This window comes from Vreelandella venusta (genome assembly GCF_044809155.1).
GTDB lineage: Bacteria > Pseudomonadota > Gammaproteobacteria > Pseudomonadales > Halomonadaceae > Vreelandella > Vreelandella venusta_B.
On the sequence record NZ_CP085241.1, the window covers coordinates 1,308,840 to 1,328,616 of the forward strand.

Here is a 19,777-nt window from a genome sequence, read left to right on the forward strand (position 1 = left end):
TAAAAAATCGGTTTAAAAGAGGCTGTTTAAACACCGGCTGGTTGCAAAACTGGCCGGTTTTCGTTGCAACAAGGTGTTCCATTTTAAGCAACAAAAATACGCATTGTTGTCACGATGTTGTCTGCTTAGCCCGGTAAAATGTAAGCGTGTTAACCGTTCATTACGAGGTAGACGAGCATGGGGTCGGCAATGAGGGATACTCACTCCCGCTATGGTTTGGTAAGTAGGATGCTGCATTGGGGAATGGCACTGCTGTTTGTATGGCAGTTCAGCACTGCAGCGGCGCGCGTTTTCTTTGAAGGCACGGCGCTTGAGTCTTTTTTATGGGGTACCCACAGCCAACTGGGCGTTGTGCTCCTGGTGCTGGTTGTTTTGCGAGCTGTCTGGGCGCTGGTAAACGTATCGCGGCGTCCCCCGTCAATCAGTGTAATGGCTAAACTGGGTCATTTGGCACTGTATGGTTTGATGATTGCAGTACCCACTATTGCACTCATCCGCCAATACGGTTCAGGCCGTTCGCTAGACGTTTTAGGCATTAACCTAATGCCGGGCTTTGAGGGTGAGAAAATCGCCTGGATGACAGACCTCGGTGGCTTGCTACACGGCGAGCTAGGCTGGGCAATGTTAGCGCTGATTACCGGCCATATCGTGATGGCAGTGATGCACCGCAGGCTAACCAATCACGATGTGTTAAAGCGTATGGTGTAGTTCGCTTTCTATCTGCTTAGGGGAGGCGCGCTCCGCTCTTAAGCGGGGCGCGTTTTTTTAGACTTCTCTATCTACTTAGCCAACTGGCGCATGGCGGTTTCTAGGCCTTCCATCGTCATCGGGTACATGCGGTCTTCAATGATTTCGCGGATCAGCTGAGTTGAGTACGTGTACTCCCAGGCGCGGGGCGGCATAGGGTTAAGCCACGCCAGTCGCGGAAACTTATCGGTTAGGCGCTTAAGCCATACGCCGCCAGCTTCGTCGTTAAAGTGTTCTACGCTGCCGCCACGATGGGTGACCTCATAAGGTGACATAGCCGCATCCCCCACAATCACGACCTGATAATCGGCGCCGTAGGTGTGCAATACATCCATAGTGGGAATGCGTTCGTTACCGCGGCGTTGGTTATTGCGCCAAACGCCTTCGTATAAGCAGTTATGAAAATAGTAGTGCTCAAGGTGTTTGAACTCTGAGCGTGCCGCTGAGAAGAGCTCTTCACACACGCGAATATGGTCATCCATAGAGCCGCCCACATCTAAAAACAGCAGCACTTTTACCGCGTTGTGGCGCTCTGGGCGCATCTGCACGTTGAGTAGCCCGCCATCCTTGGCGGTTTCGCGGATGGTGCTGTCTACGTCGAACTCTTCAAGTGCCCCTTGCCGGGCAAACTTGCGCAGCCGCCGTAGCGCCATTTTGATGTTGCGGGTGCCGAGTTCTAGCGAGTCATCGTAATCGCGAAAGCGTCGCTCATCCCACACTTTGGTGGCACGGCGGTGACGGGAGCCATCCTGGCCAATGCGAATGCCTTCTGGGTTGTAGCCGTAGGCACCAAAGGGGCTGGTGCCGCCGGTGCCAATCCACTTGTTGCCGCCCGCATGGCGCTCTTTTTGCTCTTCCAGGCGCTTTTTAAAGGTCTCAATCAGCTCTTCAAGACCACCTAGCGACTCAATTTTGGCTTTCTCTTCGTCGCTGAGCTGTTTTTCAAATTCGCGCCGCAGCCACTCATCGGGAATCAGCGCCTCGATAGCCGAATCTATGTCTTCAATGCCTTTAAACCAGGCGGCAAAGGCGCGGTCAAAACGGTCAAAGTAGCGCTCGTCTTTGACCATGACAGTACGCGCCACTTGATAGAACGCTTCCATATCGGCAAACACGACGCCACGTTCGACCACCGCGTGAAGATCGAGCAATTCGCGCAGAGAAACGGGCACACCGGCACGTTTGAGGGCATCAAACAGACCAATAAACATGGCTTAGCGCCCCGTACTCTTTTGGCGACGCATCATAAACGCCAGGCGTTCTAGCAGATGAGTATCCTGCTCGTTTTTAACCAGCGCGCCCGCCATGGGGGGCAACGCTTTGGCCGGGTCGCGGTTATACAGCGCTTCCTGGGCCAGTTCGTCGGCCATTAGTAGCTTAAGCCAATCCACCAGCTCCGAAGTGGAGGGCTTTTTCTTGAGCCCTGGGGCATTACGTAGGTCGAAAAATACCTCCAAGGCTTCGCCGACCAATCTGGGCGCGATATCCGGAAAGTGGACATCCACAATCGCCTGCATGGTCTCGCGGTCGGGGAACTCAATGTAGTGGAAAAAGCAGCGACGTAGGAAGGCGTCGGGCAGCTCTTTTTCGTTATTCGAGGTGATTACGATAATCGGGCGCTGCTCGGCGCGAATGGTTTCGCCGGTTTCATACACATGAAACTCCATACGATCCAGCTCTTGCAGCAGGTCGTTGGGAAACTCGATATCCGCTTTGTCGATTTCATCGATCAGCAGCACCACCCGTTCATCGGCGGTAAACGCTTCCCACAGTTTGCCGGGTTTAATGTAGTTACCGACGTTTTCTACGCCCTCAACGCCTAGCTGTGAATCGCGCAGGCGGCTGACCGCATCATACTCATAAAGCCCTTGGGCGGCTTTGGTGCTGGACTTGATATGCCAAGTAATCAGCTTCGTGCCCAAGGATTCAGCGAGTTCCTCGGCCAGCAGTGTTTTACCGGTACCGGGTTCACCTTTGATGAGTAGCGGACGCTGTAGCACAACCGCGGCATTGACCGCCTGTTTGAGTGCATCCGTTGCGATGTAAGTAGAGGTTGAATCAAACGCCATGGGGAAGTGCCTCGGCTTGTCGAAACGCGTTGTTTAAAAATAGATTCAAACAAGTGTACGTGAGGGTAAACCCCATGGCCAACTAGTGGATAGAGCAATTGGCTATCAGCCCTGCCAGTTAGGAGGCACAATCCCCTGGCGCTGCATTTGCCGGTACACCGTGGGACGTGAAACGCCCAGCTCGCGGGCAACCGCGCTGATATTCCAGTGGTGTTGCTTGAGCAGGTCGGCAAGTGAGCCTGAAAGGGCTTCACTGGCGTTCGTTTCAAGTTGGGCCACCGCGTTGCGGGTAATACGCTGACTAAGGCACTGCTCCGGCAGATCGTGAACGGTGATTTCGTCGCTTTCCGAGGTGGCCAGGGCAAAGGCAAGAGCATTTTTAAGCTGACGAATATTGCCGGGCCAGGAGTAGGCGAGTAGTGCACTGATGGCATCTGCGCGTAGACGCGGTGATATTTGCGTGGCGCGTTCGGCGGCGACGTCTTCAAACACGCGGCGAATAACAAAGAGTTTATCGGCACGTTCGCGTAGCGCGGGTAAGCGCAGCTGAGCACCGTTTAACCGGTAATAGAGGTCTTCGCGGAATTCCCCTTGCTGGATCATTTCTTCGATATGGCGATGGGTGGCCGTAATAACTCGGATATCGATCTTTACCGGTGTGTTCGCCGCTAGCGGCATCACTTCCCGTTCGGCCAGCACGCGCAACAGCCTAGTTTGTAGTGATAACGGCATATCGCCGATTTCGTCTAAAAACAGCGTGCCTCCATGGGCCTGAGGAATAAGCCCGCGCATCCCTTTTGAGCGGCCGCCGGTAAAGGCGCCAGGTTCGTAGCCAAACAGTTCGCTTTCAATCAGTGACTCGGGAATGGCCGCACAGTTGACGGCAATAAACGGTTGTTTGGCTCGGTTGCCGCTTTCGTGCAGCGCCCGTGCAACCACCTCTTTACCAGTGCCGGTTTCGCCGCTAATCAGCACGTTCACGTTAGCTTCATTACGCAAGCGGTCGGCCAGTTTTTGTACTTTGCGCATCGCAGGGTCGTCGGCACCCAGCCGAGCTAAGGGTTCCGGCAGTTCGGAAGTAAGGGGTGTTGCCCGTTGAGCCATGCGGGGACGGCGGGGTTCCAGTAGGCTAATAAAGTGGATGGTGTTGCTGGCGCGAGCGCGGAAGGCGCGCAGCTGATCATCAGTGCCGCTATTAATGCTGAGTATATCGGCGATCTCACACTCAAATAGTTCACTCAGCATTGGAGTGTGATTTGCAGACCACGGTGGCCAGCGGTGCTGGTGTTTGGCGATCAGCTCGCGGCCTACGGCGTTGGCGGCGATCACCTGTCCATTCTCTTCAATAGCGATTAAACCACGCCCGTTGACGTGCACGAATTCCCGCGAGGTATCTAGACGCACCATCAGGCAGTCGCGGTAGCGCTGAAGAAAATAGGCATCCTCAATCATGCGTGCATAAAGCGTTACCAGCGATAGGCTGAAATTCTGGCTTTCGTGCTGGGTAGGCGACTGCAGCGCGGAGATATCTAACACGGCCATCACATTACCCTGAGGGTCAGCAATAGGCGCGGCGGTGCATGTCAGCGAAATATGGGAAGCATCGAAGTGCTCCTGGCGGTGGCAGATGATGGCCTGGCGATCATGTAAACAGGTGCCGACGGCGCAGGTGCCCGCAAAGCGTTCATCCCAATCAGCCCCCAGATAGAGGCCTGCTTTGCGTAATTGCTGGTCCTGGTTGGGATCACCGCGAAACTCAACGGTAATGCCGCGATGGTCGGTGACGAGTAGTACGTAGCCAAGCTGCGCTATTTGCCCATAAAGCTGATCGACCCCGGCACGGGCGACATGCAGTAACTCGTCAACAGACTCGCGGTGCTCAATCAGCGTTTGCTGAGGAACCACGCGCGCTGGGCGTGGGTGAGTGGGGTCTAGCTGATAGTCATTTAGGCATCGCAGCCATGAGCGACGAATGGTGGCCTGGGCAGGCAAGCAGGGAGCCTCTAGCCCTTCACCGAGCTGAAAAATATGCTCGATATGTCGACGCTGTTCAGATTGAAGCCGTGTGGGTAAGGGCGTGTGATGCAGCATGGCGTTACTCATTGAGCGCTGTTGTTATTGTTCTTTTAGCCTATGCGCTTTGCCCCCAGAGTCAACGTGGGTTGCTTACGCCGTTAGTCGTGCGTTACACCTGTAACGTTTAGCTGTAAACGGCGTGACAGGTGTACGGCACTTTCGCTGTCTTATCTATTTGTCTGTATGTGAATAAATTTTATATTTTTCAATTGCTTATTTTTTATATGGTTGGTTTGGCACGGCGGCTGCTATGTATTGAGTGCATCACAGTGAACGCAACAATAACAAATGCATATGGAGTATCCGCCATGTCAACGATAACGGCACGAGACCCGCAAACCCCTACGGCGACTGTTCAAGCGTGGCTGCACGATTTTGATACGGCCCTCCAGGCCCAGGATATTGAGCGCGTGTTGTCTCTGTTTGGAGACGAGTGCTACTGGCGTGACTTTCTTACCTTCACCTGGAATTTAAAAACCTGCGAAGGCAAAGATGAAATTCAGGCCATGCTCAATGCCACGCTTAATAACGCACAGCCTACGGATTGGCAGTTAGACGGCGATGCCACTGAAAATGGCGATATCTACGATGCGTGGTTTACTTTCAAAACAGCGGTTGCCAGCGGTAAAGGCTATTTGCGCCTAAAAGAAGGCAAGTGCTGGACGTTGTTAACCACCATGCAAGCGCTGAATGACTATCCTGAACAGTGCAATCATCATCGCCCGAAAGGGGCTGAGCACGGTGCCAACAAGCAGCGTGAAACCTGGTTAGAGTCACGGCAGCGTGAAGAAGCGGAGCTTGGCTACACCCAGCAGCCTTACTGCGTGATTATTGGCGGCGGCCAAGGCGGTATTGGCTTAGGCGCACGGCTAAGGCAGTTGGGTGTGCCAACGATCATCATTGAGCGAAACGAGCGTGCGGGAGATTCCTGGCGTAACCGCTACAAATCACTCTGCTTGCATGATCCCGTTTGGTACGACCACCTTCCCTATATTCCTTTTCCTGACAACTGGCCGGTATTCGCCCCCAAAGACAAAGTGGGTGATTGGCTTGAGATGTACACAAAAGTGATGGAACTCAATTATTGGAGTTCCACCGAGTGTCAGAATGCTCGTTATGACGAGGCCGCAGGGGAGTGGGTGGTTAAGGTTAAGCGCAACGGCGAAGAGGTTACGTTACGACCCAAGCAACTTGTAATGGCGACTGGCATGTCGGGCATGCCCAATGTGCCGAAATTTCCAGGGGCGGAGAACTTTGAAGGCGAGCAGCAGCACTCTAGCCAGCACCCGGGGCCGGATGCCTATCAAGGTAAAAAGTGCGTCATCGTAGGCTCGAATAACTCGGCCCACGACATTGCCGCTGCGCTATGGGAGCACGATGCCGATGTCACCATGCTGCAGCGCTCATCGACCCATATTGTGAAATCGGACTCGCTGATGGAAGAGGTGTTAGGGCCACTTTATTCGGAAGAGGCGGTAGCAAGTGGGCTAACCCATGAAAAAGCAGATCTAGTGTTTGCCTCGATTCCTTACAAGGTGCTGCCAGATTTCCAGCGCCCCGCTTTTGAGGCGATTAAAAAGCGCGACGCCGAGTTTTACCAAAAGCTTGAGAACGCAGGCTTTATGCTCGATTTCGGTGATGACGAATCGGGGCTGTTTTTGAAGTATCTGCGCCGCGGTTCGGGTTATTACATCGATGTAGGCGCCTGCGACTTAGTGGCCAGTGGCGATATCAAACTGCGCAGCGGCGTGGGTATTGAGCACATTAACCCCCACTCCATCACGCTGACGGATGGCAGCGAGCTTGAGGCTGACCTGATCATCTATGCCACCGGCTACGGTTCGATGAATGGCTGGGCGGCGCGGCTTATTTCTCAAGAAGTGGCCGATAAAGTGGGCAAGTGCTGGGGATTAGGTTCCGACACCACCAAAGACCCCGGCCCATGGGAAGGCGAGCTGCGCAATATGTGGAAACCCACTCAGCAAGAGGCGCTGTGGTTCCATGGCGGCAACCTACACCAGTCGCGGCACTATTCACGTTATTTGGCGCTGCAGTTAAAAGCACGCATGGAAGGGCTAGACACCCCTGTTTACGGCCTGCAGCCCGTTCATCACAGAGCATAAAGCCACAGAGTGTGGAACCAAGGAGCAACGAATGAGCCAGTCAACGATGCAAGCGGCGGTTTGGTACGCAGCGAAAGATCTTCGCGTTGAGCAAATGCCGATACCGACGATTAATGACCCCCATGAGGTAAAGGTTAAGGTAGCGGCGTGCGGTATTTGTGGCAGCGATTTGCATGAGTACGCTGCCGGGCCGATTTTTATTCCGGTTGATAAACCGCACCCCATTAGCGGCGAGCAAGCCCCGATTATCATGGGGCATGAATTCGCCGGTGAAGTGGTTGAGGTAGGCGACAAAGTAACACGGGTGAAGGTGGGGGATCGCGTTGCCATCGAGCCGATTCTTTCGCCCAATAAGGATGGCGCTTATCAAATGGAGCGCTATAACCTCACGCCGCTATTAGGCTTCCATGGCCTTTCCGGCGGTGGCGGTGGCTTCTCGGAGTTCACCGTGATGGGGGAGCACATGGTGCACAAGCTGCCGGATGATCTCAGCTTTGAGCAAGGGGCATTGGTAGAACCAGCGGCGGTTGCTTTGCATGCGGTGCGCCAAAGCAGTTTGAAAGCAGGGGATAGCGCGGCAGTCTTTGGTGCAGGCCCGATTGGGTTAATGACCATTGAAGCGCTGAAAGCGGCGGGTGCCGCTCACATCTATGCCGTTGAGGTAGCACCTTCACGTAAAGCCAAGGCCGAAGCGTTGGGTGCTATCGTAGTGGACCCGCAGCAAGAAGACGCTGTGGAGAAACTGCAAACGTTGAGCAACGGTGGCGTTGACGTGGCGTTCGAGGTGACGGGGATTCCGGCCGTGCTGAATCAGTCACTGCACAGCACTCATGAAGGCGGTGAGGTGATCGTGGTGAGTATTTGGGAAGGGGAGGCGAGCTTCCAACCCAACGATCTCGTCATTAAAGAGCGCACCATGAAAGGGATTATTGCCTATCGCCATGTGTATCCAGCGGTGATGGCGCTCATGCAGCGTGGCTACTTCCGCGCAGAAGATATGGTGACTCAGCGTATCCCGCTAGCGGATATTGTCGAGGAGGGGTTTGAAGCACTGCTAAATGACAAGGCGCAGGTGAAAATCATCGTCACGCCTTAAACCAGGAGCGGCGTTAATCACGCCACTTGACGCATTGTGAAGCAGAGATGCTCAAAAATGTGCGGTGCTGGTGCATTTTGTTTGTTGCAGTGCGTTCAAAATCATTGAAAAAAGAATGACGTTGATTTAAGTGATTGTTTAATGGTGGTTATTAAAAATATGGCACGCAGCTCGCACTATGTTAGGTGAGTGGCAAATGAATAGAGGGATCGTTAAAAGCACTTGAGAAGACCTTCTCCCTTCTTTGCCAAGTCGCTACGGCAATTGTCCGTTTTGCGATACACCGAGTGAGCTGGCGTGCTCCACCTAGTCCCCTTCGGGGGACTTTTTTTTTGCCTATTACCCTGAGCTCTTGCTTAAAGCACAGCGTTGAGGAAAAACTTATATTAAAATTACACAAAACATTTTAAACGCAGAGGTATAGTATATATTGTATAGCTAGCTAGTATCAGTAATTGATAAGCAGAAGCCGGTCTCCCGGCATCCCCCTGGGTTGAATGCAAGAGGATTGACCTAATGCGCAACATTACACTAATTTCTGCTGCCGTTATTTCAGCCGGCACCCTGATGGCGGGACAAACGGCGTTTGCCTATGAAGCAGGCGATAGACTCGTTCGCATTGGTGTGGCCCAAACGGATACCGGCTCGGGTAACGGTAACGTCGGTAATGCATCACTGAATGTGCAAAGCGCCCGTGGCTTAACCTTTGGTGCTGGCTACCTCTTTTCTGACAAGGTAGGGATGGAGCTAAACAGCTCAGAAAAATTCGAGCATGATTTAGACGTTACACCTGGGGGCGACGTGGGCAGTGTCGACCGCTTGCCTGTTAACTTTATCATTAACTACTACCCGTTGGGTGGCCTGAACTCTCACGTTCAGCCCTACGTGGGGGCCGGTGTAAATTACACTCGCTTCTCGGGGGAGTCCGCCGGCCTAAACATTGATGAAAGCTACGGACTAGTGGGACAGGCAGGCATCGACCTAGCAGTCACACGCAACATGATGCTTAACGGCTTTATCAACTATGCAGACGTGAGTGCTGACATTGATGCCAATGGAGATACTATTGGTAAGGTAAATATTGATCCGGTTACCGTAGGTGGCGGCGTGACTTATCGTTTTTAATCATGCGGCCATGTGTTAACAGCCAATAGATTAAGAGCTGCTCGGCACCTATTGCGACAGCATCTTGCTAAAAGCGCCCGGCACTCGCCGGGCGTTTTTTCTGAAACATTACGGCGCTGGTGTTAGGTTATCGTAGCCGCTTTCGGTAACAAGCACGTTGTCTTCAATGCGAATACCGCCGCAAGGCGTTAAGGCATCTACCAGTTCCCAATTAATCGGTAGTGACGTGTTACGCAGCGGTGCGAGCAACATCGGGATAAAGTAGAGTCCAGGCTCAATGGTCACAACCATACCTGTACGCAATGTTCGGGTGAGACGCAGTGCCGGATGATCTTCAGGTGCTGGAGCAGGTGTTCCGTCGGGATGGCGCAGTCCTGCTACGTCGTGTACCTGAAGCCCCAACGAGTGCCCCAGTCCGTGGGGGCAAAAAGCACGCGTGACGCCTTTATCAACCGCTTCTTCTACGCTGCCTTTGAAGAGATCGTGGGCGATTAACATCTCGCCTAGACGCCGGTGCATTTGCTCATGCAGCGCCACAAACTCAACGCCAGGAGCAATATGCTCAATAAGCACGTCTTTAAGGCCGTGCATCGCGGTAATTAACTCGCCAAAAATGCTGGGTGCATCAGGGCCGGCGTGGGTTCTTGTCATATCTGCACAGTAACCGCGAAAGCGGCGACCTGCGTCTACCAACAGGCTATGACGCTGCTTAGGGGTGTGCAGGTCATAGTGTTGGTAGTGCAACACACCCGCGTGGCTATTGAGACCAATAATATTTTGATACGGCACGTCAGATTCACGTTGACGACTGGCGCCGAGATAAGCCAGCTGAATATCCAGCTCCCCAGAAGCGCCGACAAACGCCGCTTGAGCGGCTTGGTGTCCGGCGACCGCGAGGCGGTTTGCCTCCCGCAGGCAAGCTACTTCGTAGGGCGTTTTGAACAGCCGTAGCTCGTCCAGTGCGTGGATGAGTTCGCAGGGCTGATACTCTGCATGAATGCTTTGTTGTGTGTTGGTGTCTAGGTGTTGAACATCGCCAATCACCGCAGCACGACCGGTGAGCGGCGGCGTGATTTTGTCATTGCAAAGGTGGATATCAAGCTCGGCTACCCAGGGCTCTTCAGGAAGGCTAGTGGGCAGATGCCAAAAGTCCGCCGGGGCATATAGATAAAGCTGCGGACGTTTACCGGGCTGTATAACTAGCCAGCTATGCTGCACATCAGCAAGCCCTACCCAGTGCAGAAAGTGGCCATAGGCTTGAAATGTGGGCGTTTGGTCATCGGCGAAATGGGCGTTGGCATGGCCGCTGTAAATAGCCAGGCTGTCTATGCCTTGTGCTATCAAAATATCGCTATAGGCGCGCTGCAAATGCGCTAAATGGTCTTGCTGTAACTTAAACAGAGTGGTTGACATAACGCGGTGTCCTTTCAATGTCGTGGTGAAGTGAGTTCACTCCATAGCCCATCCAGTTCGGCATGATGCTGGCCTTGGTAGCGATATAAGCGCAGCTCCATAGGCACATCCCAGCGGCTATCCCCAGCTCTCACCAAGGTGCCTTGGGCTAGCTCGGCGGCAACATTGCGTTCTGGTAGCCAGCTCATGCCGTATCCAAGCAGTACGAGCTCTTTAATGCCTGCGGCATAGAGGTTTTCACTCTGTGCCGTCAAATAGGTGCTTTGCGGCATGCGGGCAAGATGGGCTTTTACAGCGGAGCCCAGCAGGCCGCGCTTGGGGTAGGCAAGCCAGGGAGTCGGCTGTTGTCGCGTGCCGGGTAGAAGAGCGCAAGGCTCTCCTTGGCCAGTTAACCCAGTAACCGGAATCAAGCGCTCGTGACCTATGACCTGATAGGTACATGCGCTGGTGTCCAGGTCTAAATCGCAGCGTTCTATAGGCCAATAACACATGGCCAAGTCGCACTCTGCTCTGGCAAGTGCCTGAAAGTAGTCACTAGCGACCCATCCGGTAGCACGGAGGTAGGGTTGTATCCGCTCCTGCCAGCCCGTTTTGGCTAACCATTCAGGCAAGAAGTGTGACAGTAGGCTTTGGGGCGCGGCCACCATGATTCGCCGCTGCTGCCCAGCGCTGATTTCTCGCACCCGGTCGCGGGTTAGGCGAACACGGTCAGTCACCTGTTCGCATAGCGTTAGAAACTCTTCTCCCGCAGGAGTGAGTGACAGCGGCAGTGTTTGCCGATTAATCAGCGTGACGCCCATCTCCTCTTCCAGCAGCTTAATGCGCCGAGAGAACGTGGGCTGTGTCACGTGTTGCTCGTCGGCGGCGCGGGAGAAGTGTCGCGTTCTGGCCAGGGCAATAAAGTCTTCTAGCCAGCGAAGTTCCATGCCTTACCTCGTAGTGCTTTCAGGCGAGTTGCGTTATTGCAGGCCACCTTCATAGGCGGCCTTCCTCCACAGCGTGGCATGCAACGCGAGTGCCGTCATCCTGGGTTTGCAACATGGGAATCTCTTGCTTGCAGCGGGCATTAGCGTAGGGGCAGCGACCATGGAACACGCAGCCACTAGGTAAGTTGACCGGGGTAGGCACCTCGCCGGTGAGGCGAATGTGCTGCGGCCGATCATCTTCCAAGCGCGGAATGGCGGAAAGCAGTGCCTGGGTATAAGGGTGGCGAGGCTTGGCAAAAAGCGTCGCCGTTGTGGCTACTTCGCATACCGTTCCTAGGTACATTACCGCTACCCGGGTGCCAAAATGTTCCACCACGGCTAAATCATGGGTAATGAATAGGTAAGTCAGGTTGCGATCGCGCTGGGCATCCATTAATAGGTTAAGTACCTGAGCCTGAATGGAGACATCTAGCGCGGATATAGGCTCATCGGCGACGATAAATTCAGGGTCAACCGCTAAAGCCCTCGCAATGGCAATGCGCTGGCGCTGACCGCCAGAAAACTCGTGTCCAAAGCGCTTACCCCAGTCAGGGTCAATGCCGACTGAGCCCATAACGTCTTGAACCTTGCTGAGAATTTTTTCACGGCTCCAGTCTGGGTGGTGCAGGCGAAGAGGCTCTTCCAGCGTTTGCTGTATCGTCATGCGTGGGTTTAGCGATGCATAAGGATTCTGGAAAATCATCTGCATGCGTTTGCGATAAGGCAGTAGCTGGCGCGAACCCAGGTTATCGATGCGTTGGCCGTCGTAGCGTATCTCGCCTTCTGAAGGCGTAATCAGCCCCATCACCGTTCGTGCTACCGTCGATTTGCCACAGCCCGACTCACCCACTACGCAGAGCGCTTCACCGCGTTTGATGTCTAAATTAACGCCGTTAATGGCATGCACGTATTCTTGGTGGCGAATCAGTTTGCCGCCTTTAAAACGTAGCTGGTCTAAAAAATCGCCGGATAGCGAAAAGCGTTTCTTAAGCCCTCGAATTTGCAGCAATGACTCGCTGCTCTCTTCGTTTTGCGTGGGCGTCGTCGCGCCAAGGGTTTCTACCTGCGCACTCATGGGGTGTCCTCCTTTAAGCGGCGATCTTCGAGCATTTCAGCCACCATGTGGCAGGCCACGCGACAGTTGCCAGATTCCACAAATTCAGGCACTTGCTGAGTGCAGGCGGGGCGAGGCTGGCCATCGGCGCGATTGATGAAATCGCAGCGCGGATGAAAGGCGCAGCCGCTGGGCAGGTTAGAGAGTGACGGCATGCTGCCACGAATCTGATTGAGCTTTTCACCCGGGGTGGCCATCTGCGGCAGGGCGTTGATTAAGCCTTGGGTATAAGGATGCTGGGGATCATTAATGATCTCCCGCGTTGGGCCTTGTTCAATGACTCGACCCGCATACATGACCAGCATGCGCTGGGTAACCTGGCTGACGACACCCAGGTCGTGGGTAATTAGGATAAGCCCCACATTGTGCTGCTCGCAGAGTTCCAGCAGCAGCGCCATGATCTCCGCTTGAATGGTCACGTCGAGCGCCGTGGTGGGCTCGTCGGCAATAATAATATCCGGGTCGAGCAGCAGCGCAATGGCAATAATTATGCGCTGGCGCATCCCGCCGGAAAGCTCATGGGGGTACTGATCCAGGCGCGTATCCGGGGAGGGTATTTGTACCTGACGCAGTTTGTCCAAGGCGATGGCGCGAGCCTCTTTGGAGGAAATACGCCGGTGTGCCTTTAAGCACTCAACCATCTGTTCGCCAATGGAGAGCACCGGGTTCAGGGTCATCATTGGATCTTGGAAAATCATCGAAATGCGATTGCCGCGGACTTTACGCAAGGCCCGCTCGGACATGTGGTTAAGCACCTGACCGTCAAAGGTCACCGTGCCGCCAGCGATAAAGCCCGGTTTGGCAATTAAGTTGAGCAGCGAAAACGCGGCAACCGACTTGCCCGCGCCGGACTCGCCGACAATACCCAGGCGCTCACCGCGCTCAAGGCTGAAACAGATATCACGTAGGGCGTGTACATCACCTTGCCTTAGTGCAAAGCGTACATCGAGGTTGTTCACTTCAAGTAGTGCCATGGTGTCCTCAGCCTTTATAGAGTCGTGGGTTCATGACATCACGCAGCCAATCGCCGAGCAGATTGATTGACAGCACCAGCACTACCAGCACGGCACCGGGGATTAGGGTGATCCACCAGGAGCCTGACTGAATGTAGTCAAAGCCTGATTTAATCAGAGAGCCAAGCGAAGGGTGGGTTTCTGGCATTCCCAGCCCCAGAAACGACAGCGCCGCTTCTGAGATAATTGCGTTGGCGATCTGTACCGTAGAGATAACGAATATCGGTGACATCGTATTGGGCAGCACGTGGCGGAACATAATCCGCTTGCTACGCAGCCCCATTACGCGGGCGGCGTCAACGTACTCTTTATTCTTTTCTGCCAGCACTGAGGCGCGCACGGTGCGTGCATACTGAGGCCATTCAGCCAAGCCAATAATTAGGATCAGCATCATTACCGCGTACTGGCTATAGAAGGCGCTGCCCATGGTCGCTTTGACCAAGGCACCCACCACGATTGCGACCATTAGCGTCGAGAAAGAGAGCTGAATATCCGCCAGGCGCATCAATATCGTGTCGACGCGACCGCCCAGATAGCCAGCCATTAGGCCAAACGTGACGCCTAATAGCGCCTGCAGAATAACGGCACCGAAACCAATCAGTAGTGAGACGCGGGTGCCATACAGCACAATCGACCACAAATCGCGGCCCTGGGCATCGGTACCTAGCGCGTAACGCTCATCGGCGCCGTCAACCCAAAAGGGCGGCAGCTCCGATGACATGATATCGATCTGCGCGAGATCGTAAGGATCGGTCGGTGCCAGTAGCGGTGAGGCAAAAGCGGCAATGACCATACAAACGAACACGGCCAAACAGAGTTGTGCGGTGTAGTCGCGCTTGAAGCTGTACCACATATACGAGTCGCGCGCGCGCTCCCAGCGACTGGGTGGAGCGCTCGCGGGGGAGGAGTTAGTTGGTGTACTCATGCGGGCTTCCCAGTCAGTTTAACGGTGGGGTTCACCAGGCCGTAGATCAGATCCACGATGGTGTTAGTGACGACAAAAATCACGCCGACAATCATCAGGTACGTCACAATCAGCGGTATGTCAGCGCGGTTGATCGCATCCAAAAACATCAATCCCATGCCCGGCCATTGGAAAACGGTTTCGGTCAAAATGGTGTACGCCACCATGGTGCCGATCTGTACGCCGCCGACGGTAATCACTGGCAGCATGGTGTTTTTAAGGGCGTGGACAAAATAAACCCGGCGCATTGAGATCCCTTTAGCACGGGCGTACTTCACGTACTCCGATTGAAGGACTTCCATCATCTCGGCGCGGATCAAGCGGATAAACAGCGGCAGCATAATCGAGGCCAGTGAGACCGCCGGTAGCACTAAGTGCTGTAACCCGTTCCAGGTCGCCAAGTTGGTATCCCAGTGGCCCACCACGTTAACGAGGTCATAGCCACGGCCGAAGGAGGGCATGTTGCCTTCGGTGGAGAAAAAGGCGTTCAGCCACGCGCCCCAGCCGGTACTTTCAGGGAACAGCGTGACGGTGACGCCGATAGCGAAGATTTGAATGAGTACGATCGCGGTTAAGAACACCGGAATCGAAATACCAATAATCGATATGCCCATAAACAGGCGTGATATCGGTGAGCGCGGTTTGATAGCGCTATACACCCCAATGGGGACGGAAAACAGCACAATAATCAACGTGGCGGCAAATACCAGCTCTAAAGTGGCAGGTAAGTGACGGGCAATCACTTCTAACGCCGGTTCGCGGTAGAAGTACGAGTAGCCAAAATTACCTTGTACGGCGTTTTTGGCAAAACGAACGTACTGCACCAGAAAGGGGTCATTGAGGCCTAAGCGCTCGCGGATTTCTGCGCGCTCGCTTTCAGGCACTGACTGGCCAACCATCTGTTGTACGGGGTCACCCAGGTTATCCTGGATGGCGAAGGCCAATACGCTGATGACAAACATCACCAAAATCGCGTGCATCAGCCGCTTGATTAAAAAGGCAATCATGGCGTACGCCACCTATGTGAAGGGTTCATCAAAGGGAGTAGGGGCATGTTAAGCAGCGTTCTCTCAGCCTTGAACCGTGAACTAAAAGGGCTTCGCCCCCAAAATACTTAGGGAGCGAAGCATCCTTGCGGTTTACGTGCTGGCTGTTAACGCTGAAGAGACGCGTTTGATTTAATGCTAAGCATTGAATCAATCAGCGCTTTTAGCGCTTAATCGTCGCTGCGATTAATCACCAAGTCACCCAGGTAAGGGAAGTCAAGCGCGTTAACCACTGGCTCTATTTCAACCCCTTCGGCGGCTGCGTAGGCAAGGTTCTGCCAATGCAGTGTGATATAGCCAACGTCTTCATAGAGCATGGCTTCTACTTCACGCAGCATTTCGTTGCGTTTTTCAAGGTCGGTTTCGCTATCGGCTTCCGTAACGAGCGCATCGATCTCTTCGTTGCAGTAGCCACCGTAGTTGTACTGACCAGCCCCGGTTTCCTCATCAAAACAGAAAGAGAGGTACTGGAAGAAGTTAGCGGTATCTTCGGTATCCGCGTGCCAGCCAATCATTGCCATATCGGATTGGCGGGTATCGTACTCAGGCCAGTACTGCGCTAGGGGCATCGTGCGTAGGTCAACATCAATATTGATTTGCGCCAGCATGTTGGCCACCGCTTGGGCGATCTGGGCATCGTTCACGTAGCGGTTGTTGGGGGCAATCATCTCAATGCTGAAGCCCTCTTCATAGCCTGCTTCGGCCATCAGCTCCTTGGCACGCTCAATGTCATAACGTGGCGTTAAATCCGGGTTATGACCTGAGTAACCCTCTGGCGAGAATTGCCCTGCTGGATTTGCAAAGCCACGCATCAAACGGTCGGCAATGCCTTCTTGATTAATAGCCAAATCAACGGCTTGACGGACGCGTACATCTTGGAAAGCTTCGACGCGCTCTTCGTTCATTTGGAAGCCGATAATGCGTGTACCATCAACCTCGATTAGATTAACGCCATTGGCTCCACGCACGCGATCCAGATCATTGGGTGGCACGGCATCAATAAAGTCGACACCGCCAGAGAGCAGGGCGGCAACCCGTGAGGCGTTCTCAGCGATGGGGGTCAGCACAATGCGCGACACATTGCCTTCTGTTTCGGTATCCCAGTACTCTTCAAAGCGCTCAAAATCTACGCGAACGCCCTGGCGACGGTCAGTCACCATGAATGGCCCCGTACCGGATACGTTGCGTGAAGCAAAGGAGTTGCCTGCTTTAACGATCTCGCCTTTGTCGTTGCCGCCTTCGGTTTCACCGGTGTAGAACTCGCTATCCATCGGGAAGATGTAGGTAGCGAGGTTGAGTAGCAGCGGGTAAGGCTCGTGGGTGACAATCTCAACGGTGTAGTCGTCAACGGCTTCGGCGCTGGCTACCGGCTCAAAAATAGCGCGATAGTCAGGACTCTCTTTCAGACGCTCAATCGTCCATACCACGTCTTTGGCGGTGAATTCGTTACCAGAGTGGAAGGTAACGCCTTCGCGCAGCGTCATGCGCATGGTGGTTTCGTCTACTTGCTCCCACTCGGTGGCTAAGCGCGGTTCAAACTCAAAACTCTTAGTCCAGCGAACCAGCGGATCAAATGCCATGTGAGAGAAGCGCAGTACGCCGCCAGAAAGCTGCTCATGTAAATCGAGAGTTTCGGGATCAGCGGAGTAGCCAATACGTAGTGTTTCTGCACTTGCTGCCATGGGGAGCATGGCAGTGCCTGCAACCGCAGCGCCAATAACGGACGCGAGTAGCGTTTTCTTGAACGTCATAATTGTTCCTATGAATGATAGTTTATTGTTCGTTTTACGCATTGGTCACGACGTTGTTATTCATAGGTGACCTGTAAAACAGACACGGTCAGCTCGTAAGCTCTTTAGTTAACATAGAGAGTGCCCGTTACGTCATACAATCGAAATAATGAGACGTATCATTCATATGCCGCATGAGATGGCTAAATGCGGCGGGGTGGCGCAAGGTGCTTAGACGAAAGTTGGTGCTAAAGGGGGTGAGCAAGCAGGCCGGCTGGCCTGCCTAAAGCGGCTATTAACCAAAACGCTGGTGTAATAAGCGATTAATTGCATCTGACTCGTAAAGCCATTCGTGCCGACCATCTTCATGGGTAATTTTCAGGCAGGGGACTTTCACTTTTCCGCCGCCTTCTTGCAGGGCTTTTTTATGCTCAGGATCTAACTGAGCGTCTCTTGTTTCAATATTCAGCCCCAGTCGAGCAATTTCCTTACGCACTTTGATACAAAATGGGCAGGTGCGAAATTGATACAGCGCCAGGCTTTTGCATGCTAGATCCACCTTCTCCTGCTCTTCTGGGGTGCGTTCTACCGACTTGGGCGTAGACAGTTTTTCTGAGATCAGCATGACTGGCGCCAGCAAAAACCGAACGCCTTTAAAAAAGTAACGAATCAGGATGCGCATAGTGAGTTCCTCTTGCCCGCCTAGTGGTTAGACGATATGAGTAAGTGGTTTATTAACAGGGTGGGCGCATCCTGCAACAATACGCAGAATTTGTCACTTTCTAGCTCCGTGGCGTGAAGCCGCAATGATGATGGGATGAGCAGTTTGGCTTAGCGTGCTAATCTCAGCGGCTATTTTCTAAATGTTGTGTCGCCTTTATACGGCAAAGATAAGGAACTACCCCATGCATCTCCATATTATCGGTATTTGTGGCACCTTTATGGGTAGCTTGGCGCTGCTCGCGCGAGAGCTGGGGCACCAGGTCAGCGGTTCTGATGCTAATGTTTACCCCCCCATGAGCACCCAGCTTGAACAGGCAGGGATTACGCTAATGGAGGGCTACCGGGCTGAAAATTTGTCAGCGACCATCGATATGGTGGTGGTGGGTAATGCGCTCTCTCGTGGCAATCCTGAGGTGGAGGCGCTACTGAATAGTAAGCTGCACTACACCTCCGGAGCGCAGTGGCTTGCCGACTATGTACTGCCTAATCGGCAAGTGATTGCGGTTGCCGGTACCCACGGTAAAACGACCACAGCAAGTCTGCTGGCATGGCTCCTGGAGAGTGCAGGCCAAACCCCAGGTTTTTTAATTGGCGGTGTGCCACGTAATTTTGGTGTGTCCGCTCAGCTAGGTAGCCTCGATGCGCCATTTGTGGTTGAGGCGGATGAGTACGACACGGCTTTTTTTGATAAGCGCTCTAAATTTGTGCATTACCGGCCCGCTATTGCTGTGCTGAATAATCTTGAGTTTGATCATGCAGATATTTTCCCCGACCTAGCAGCAATCGAACGGCAGTTTCATCATCTGGTGCGCACAGTGCCCGGTAACGGGCAACTGCTTGTGGCCGACCAGCAGCCTGCCTTGGAGCGGGTACTTAAGATGGGCGCCTGGACGCCTGTTGAGCACTTTGGCTGCTTTGCTACCAGCGAGTGGCAACTTAGCTTGGAGCGGCCAGATGGCAGTCGCTTTCAGGTGCTTTACCGCGGCGCTAACGGGGAAGAGGACGGTGTTGTCGAGTGGTCGTTAACCGGTGAGCATAATGCCCGTAATGCGCTAGCAGCGCTGGCGGCGGCGCATCGCTGTGGGGTTGATTTACCCCGAGCCTGTGCTGCCCTGTCACGTTTTCAGACGCCTCGACGCCGTCAAGAAGTGCGCGGTGAGGTGGGTGGGGTGCAGGTTATCGATGATTTCGCCCATCATCCAACGGCAATTGCCGCCACGTTACAAGGCCTACGCGCGGCCACCACCAGGGGCCGCCTGCTGGCCGTCATTGAGCCTCGCTCCAACACGATGCGCTTAGGCGCTCTGCGTGAGCGCTTAAAGGATAGCGTTGCCGATGCGGATGCCGTGTTCTGGTTTCAACCCGCAGGTCTGGATTGGTCTATGGACGCGTTGGTGGCAGAGCAGGGCGAGCGCGCTCAGTTATTTAGCGATATCAAGGCGCTGGTCGAAGCCGTTGTCGCCCAAGCATCACCGCAAGACCGTATTGTTGTCATGTCAAACGGTGGCTTCGAGGGTATCCACGAACGCCTATTAACCGCATTAGCTCTTAAGGAGTAACCAGCGTGGCAACG

Annotated in this window: 16 protein-coding genes; 5 read left to right on the forward strand and 11 right to left on the reverse strand. The window is 53.9% G+C overall.

From position 1 onward, the window contains the following. The first annotated feature begins 177 nt into the window (after positions 1-177). Positions 178-708: a cytochrome b gene (locus LG301_RS06240; RefSeq protein ID WP_404474362.1), complete on the forward strand. Its 531-nt coding sequence runs from the start codon at positions 178-180 to the stop codon at positions 706-708. A 71-nt stretch (positions 709-779) separates the two neighbouring features. Here LG301_RS06240 and LG301_RS06245 read toward each other — a convergent pair whose 3' ends face one another. From LG301_RS06245 to LG301_RS06255, 3 genes are all read right to left on the reverse strand, one after another. Beyond that, positions 780-1,958 (reverse strand): VWA domain-containing protein, encoded by a 1,179-nt coding sequence (locus tag LG301_RS06245; RefSeq protein ID WP_404474364.1) that lies wholly within the window; start codon positions 1,956-1,958, stop codon positions 780-782. A 3-nt stretch (positions 1,959-1,961) separates the two neighbouring features. Further along, the gene (locus tag LG301_RS06250; protein WP_404474366.1) at positions 1,962-2,816 is read right to left on the reverse strand and encodes an AAA family ATPase; all 855 of its coding nucleotides are present in this window, start codon (positions 2,814-2,816) and stop codon (positions 1,962-1,964) included. Positions 2,817-2,921: 105 nt separating this feature from the next. Beyond that, positions 2,922-4,907 (reverse strand): sigma-54-dependent Fis family transcriptional regulator, encoded by a 1,986-nt coding sequence (locus LG301_RS06255; RefSeq protein WP_404474368.1) that lies wholly within the window; start codon positions 4,905-4,907, stop codon positions 2,922-2,924. 293 nt (positions 4,908-5,200) lie between these two features. Between LG301_RS06255 and LG301_RS06260 the strand changes: the two genes are divergently transcribed. The 3 genes from LG301_RS06260 (at position 5,201) to LG301_RS06270 (ending at position 9,236) form a co-directional block, all read left to right on the forward strand. After that, positions 5,201-7,015 (forward strand): NAD(P)/FAD-dependent oxidoreductase, encoded by a 1,815-nt coding sequence (locus LG301_RS06260; RefSeq protein ID WP_404474370.1) that lies wholly within the window; start codon positions 5,201-5,203, stop codon positions 7,013-7,015. A 31-nt stretch (positions 7,016-7,046) separates the two neighbouring features. Continuing rightward, positions 7,047-8,111 (forward strand): 2,3-butanediol dehydrogenase, encoded by a 1,065-nt coding sequence (locus LG301_RS06265; protein WP_404474371.1) that lies wholly within the window; start codon positions 7,047-7,049, stop codon positions 8,109-8,111. 516 nt (positions 8,112-8,627) lie between these two features. After that, positions 8,628-9,236, forward strand: a complete 609-nt coding sequence (locus LG301_RS06270; RefSeq protein WP_404474372.1) for an OmpW family protein — start codon at positions 8,628-8,630, stop codon at positions 9,234-9,236. Between the two features lie 108 nt (positions 9,237-9,344). Here the strand turns inward: LG301_RS06270 and pepQ are convergent, their stop codons facing one another. The 8 genes from pepQ to LG301_RS06310 all read right to left on the reverse strand — a co-directional run bounded on the left by pepQ (position 9,345) and on the right by LG301_RS06310 (position 18,163). Further along, positions 9,345-10,649, reverse strand: coding sequence for a Xaa-Pro dipeptidase (pepQ, locus tag LG301_RS06275; protein WP_404474374.1), 1,305 nt, complete (start codon positions 10,647-10,649; stop codon positions 9,345-9,347). 14 nt (positions 10,650-10,663) lie between these two features. Beyond that, complete coding sequence (locus LG301_RS06280) at positions 10,664-11,575, reverse strand: LysR family transcriptional regulator (RefSeq protein ID WP_404474376.1); 912 nt, start codon at positions 11,573-11,575, stop codon at positions 10,664-10,666. Positions 11,576-11,624: 49 nt separating this feature from the next. Continuing rightward, positions 11,625-12,689 carry an ABC transporter ATP-binding protein gene (locus LG301_RS06285; protein WP_404474378.1) on the reverse strand — a complete coding sequence of 355 codons (1,065 nt, stop codon included), beginning with the start codon at positions 12,687-12,689 and terminating at the stop codon, positions 11,625-11,627. Continuing rightward, positions 12,686-13,702, reverse strand: a complete 1,017-nt coding sequence (locus tag LG301_RS06290; protein WP_404474380.1) for an ABC transporter ATP-binding protein — start codon at positions 13,700-13,702, stop codon at positions 12,686-12,688. The genes LG301_RS06285 and LG301_RS06290 overlap by 4 nt, the downstream gene beginning before the upstream one ends. Positions 13,703-13,709: 7 nt before the next feature. Beyond that, a complete protein-coding gene (locus LG301_RS06295) occupies positions 13,710-14,666 on the reverse strand; it encodes an ABC transporter permease (protein WP_404474383.1) in 957 nt (318 codons plus the stop codon). Continuing rightward, positions 14,663-15,712, reverse strand: coding sequence for an ABC transporter permease (locus LG301_RS06300; RefSeq protein WP_404474384.1), 1,050 nt, complete (start codon positions 15,710-15,712; stop codon positions 14,663-14,665). The genes LG301_RS06295 and LG301_RS06300 overlap by 4 nt, the downstream gene beginning before the upstream one ends. A gap of 209 nt (positions 15,713-15,921) precedes the next feature. After that, on the reverse strand, positions 15,922-17,502 hold the full coding sequence (locus LG301_RS06305; RefSeq protein ID WP_404474387.1) for an ABC transporter substrate-binding protein: 1,581 nt from the start codon (positions 17,500-17,502) through the stop codon (positions 15,922-15,924). Between the two features lie 274 nt (positions 17,503-17,776). Next, positions 17,777-18,163, reverse strand: coding sequence for a glutaredoxin family protein (locus LG301_RS06310; protein WP_404474389.1), 387 nt, complete (start codon positions 18,161-18,163; stop codon positions 17,777-17,779). 223 nt (positions 18,164-18,386) lie between these two features. Between LG301_RS06310 and mpl the strand changes: the two genes are divergently transcribed. After that, the gene (mpl, locus tag LG301_RS06315) at positions 18,387-19,763 is read left to right on the forward strand and encodes a UDP-N-acetylmuramate:L-alanyl-gamma-D-glutamyl-meso-diaminopimelate ligase (protein ID WP_404474391.1); all 1,377 of its coding nucleotides are present in this window, start codon (positions 18,387-18,389) and stop codon (positions 19,761-19,763) included. The last annotated feature ends 14 nt before the right edge of the window (positions 19,764-19,777 follow it).

Excerpts from the sequence above, each read along its gene's own strand:
- LG301_RS06240 (WP_404474362.1), top strand. The coding sequence starts at position 178 with ATGGGGTCGGCAATGAGGGATACTCACTCCCGCTATGGTTTGGTAAGT.
- LG301_RS06245 (WP_404474364.1), bottom strand. The coding sequence starts at position 1,958 with ATGTTTATTGGTCTGTTTGATGCCCTCAAACGTGCCGGTGTGCCCGTT.
- LG301_RS06250 (WP_404474366.1), bottom strand. The coding sequence starts at position 2,816 with ATGGCGTTTGATTCAACCTCTACTTACATCGCAACGGATGCACTCAAA.
- LG301_RS06255 (WP_404474368.1), bottom strand. The coding sequence starts at position 4,907 with ATGCTGCATCACACGCCCTTACCCACACGGCTTCAATCTGAACAGCGT.
- LG301_RS06260 (WP_404474370.1), top strand. The coding sequence starts at position 5,201 with ATGTCAACGATAACGGCACGAGACCCGCAAACCCCTACGGCGACTGTT.
- LG301_RS06265 (WP_404474371.1), top strand. The coding sequence starts at position 7,047 with ATGAGCCAGTCAACGATGCAAGCGGCGGTTTGGTACGCAGCGAAAGAT.
- LG301_RS06270 (WP_404474372.1), top strand. The coding sequence starts at position 8,628 with ATGCGCAACATTACACTAATTTCTGCTGCCGTTATTTCAGCCGGCACC.
- pepQ (WP_404474374.1), bottom strand. The coding sequence starts at position 10,649 with ATGTCAACCACTCTGTTTAAGTTACAGCAAGACCATTTAGCGCATTTG.
- LG301_RS06280 (WP_404474376.1), bottom strand. The coding sequence starts at position 11,575 with ATGGAACTTCGCTGGCTAGAAGACTTTATTGCCCTGGCCAGAACGCGA.
- LG301_RS06285 (WP_404474378.1), bottom strand. The coding sequence starts at position 12,689 with ATGAGTGCGCAGGTAGAAACCCTTGGCGCGACGACGCCCACGCAAAAC.
- LG301_RS06290 (WP_404474380.1), bottom strand. The coding sequence starts at position 13,702 with ATGGCACTACTTGAAGTGAACAACCTCGATGTACGCTTTGCACTAAGG.
- LG301_RS06295 (WP_404474383.1), bottom strand. The coding sequence starts at position 14,666 with ATGAGTACACCAACTAACTCCTCCCCCGCGAGCGCTCCACCCAGTCGC.
- LG301_RS06300 (WP_404474384.1), bottom strand. The coding sequence starts at position 15,712 with ATGATTGCCTTTTTAATCAAGCGGCTGATGCACGCGATTTTGGTGATG.
- LG301_RS06305 (WP_404474387.1), bottom strand. The coding sequence starts at position 17,502 with ATGACGTTCAAGAAAACGCTACTCGCGTCCGTTATTGGCGCTGCGGTT.
- LG301_RS06310 (WP_404474389.1), bottom strand. The coding sequence starts at position 18,163 with ATGCGCATCCTGATTCGTTACTTTTTTAAAGGCGTTCGGTTTTTGCTG.
- mpl (WP_404474391.1), top strand. The coding sequence starts at position 18,387 with ATGCATCTCCATATTATCGGTATTTGTGGCACCTTTATGGGTAGCTTG.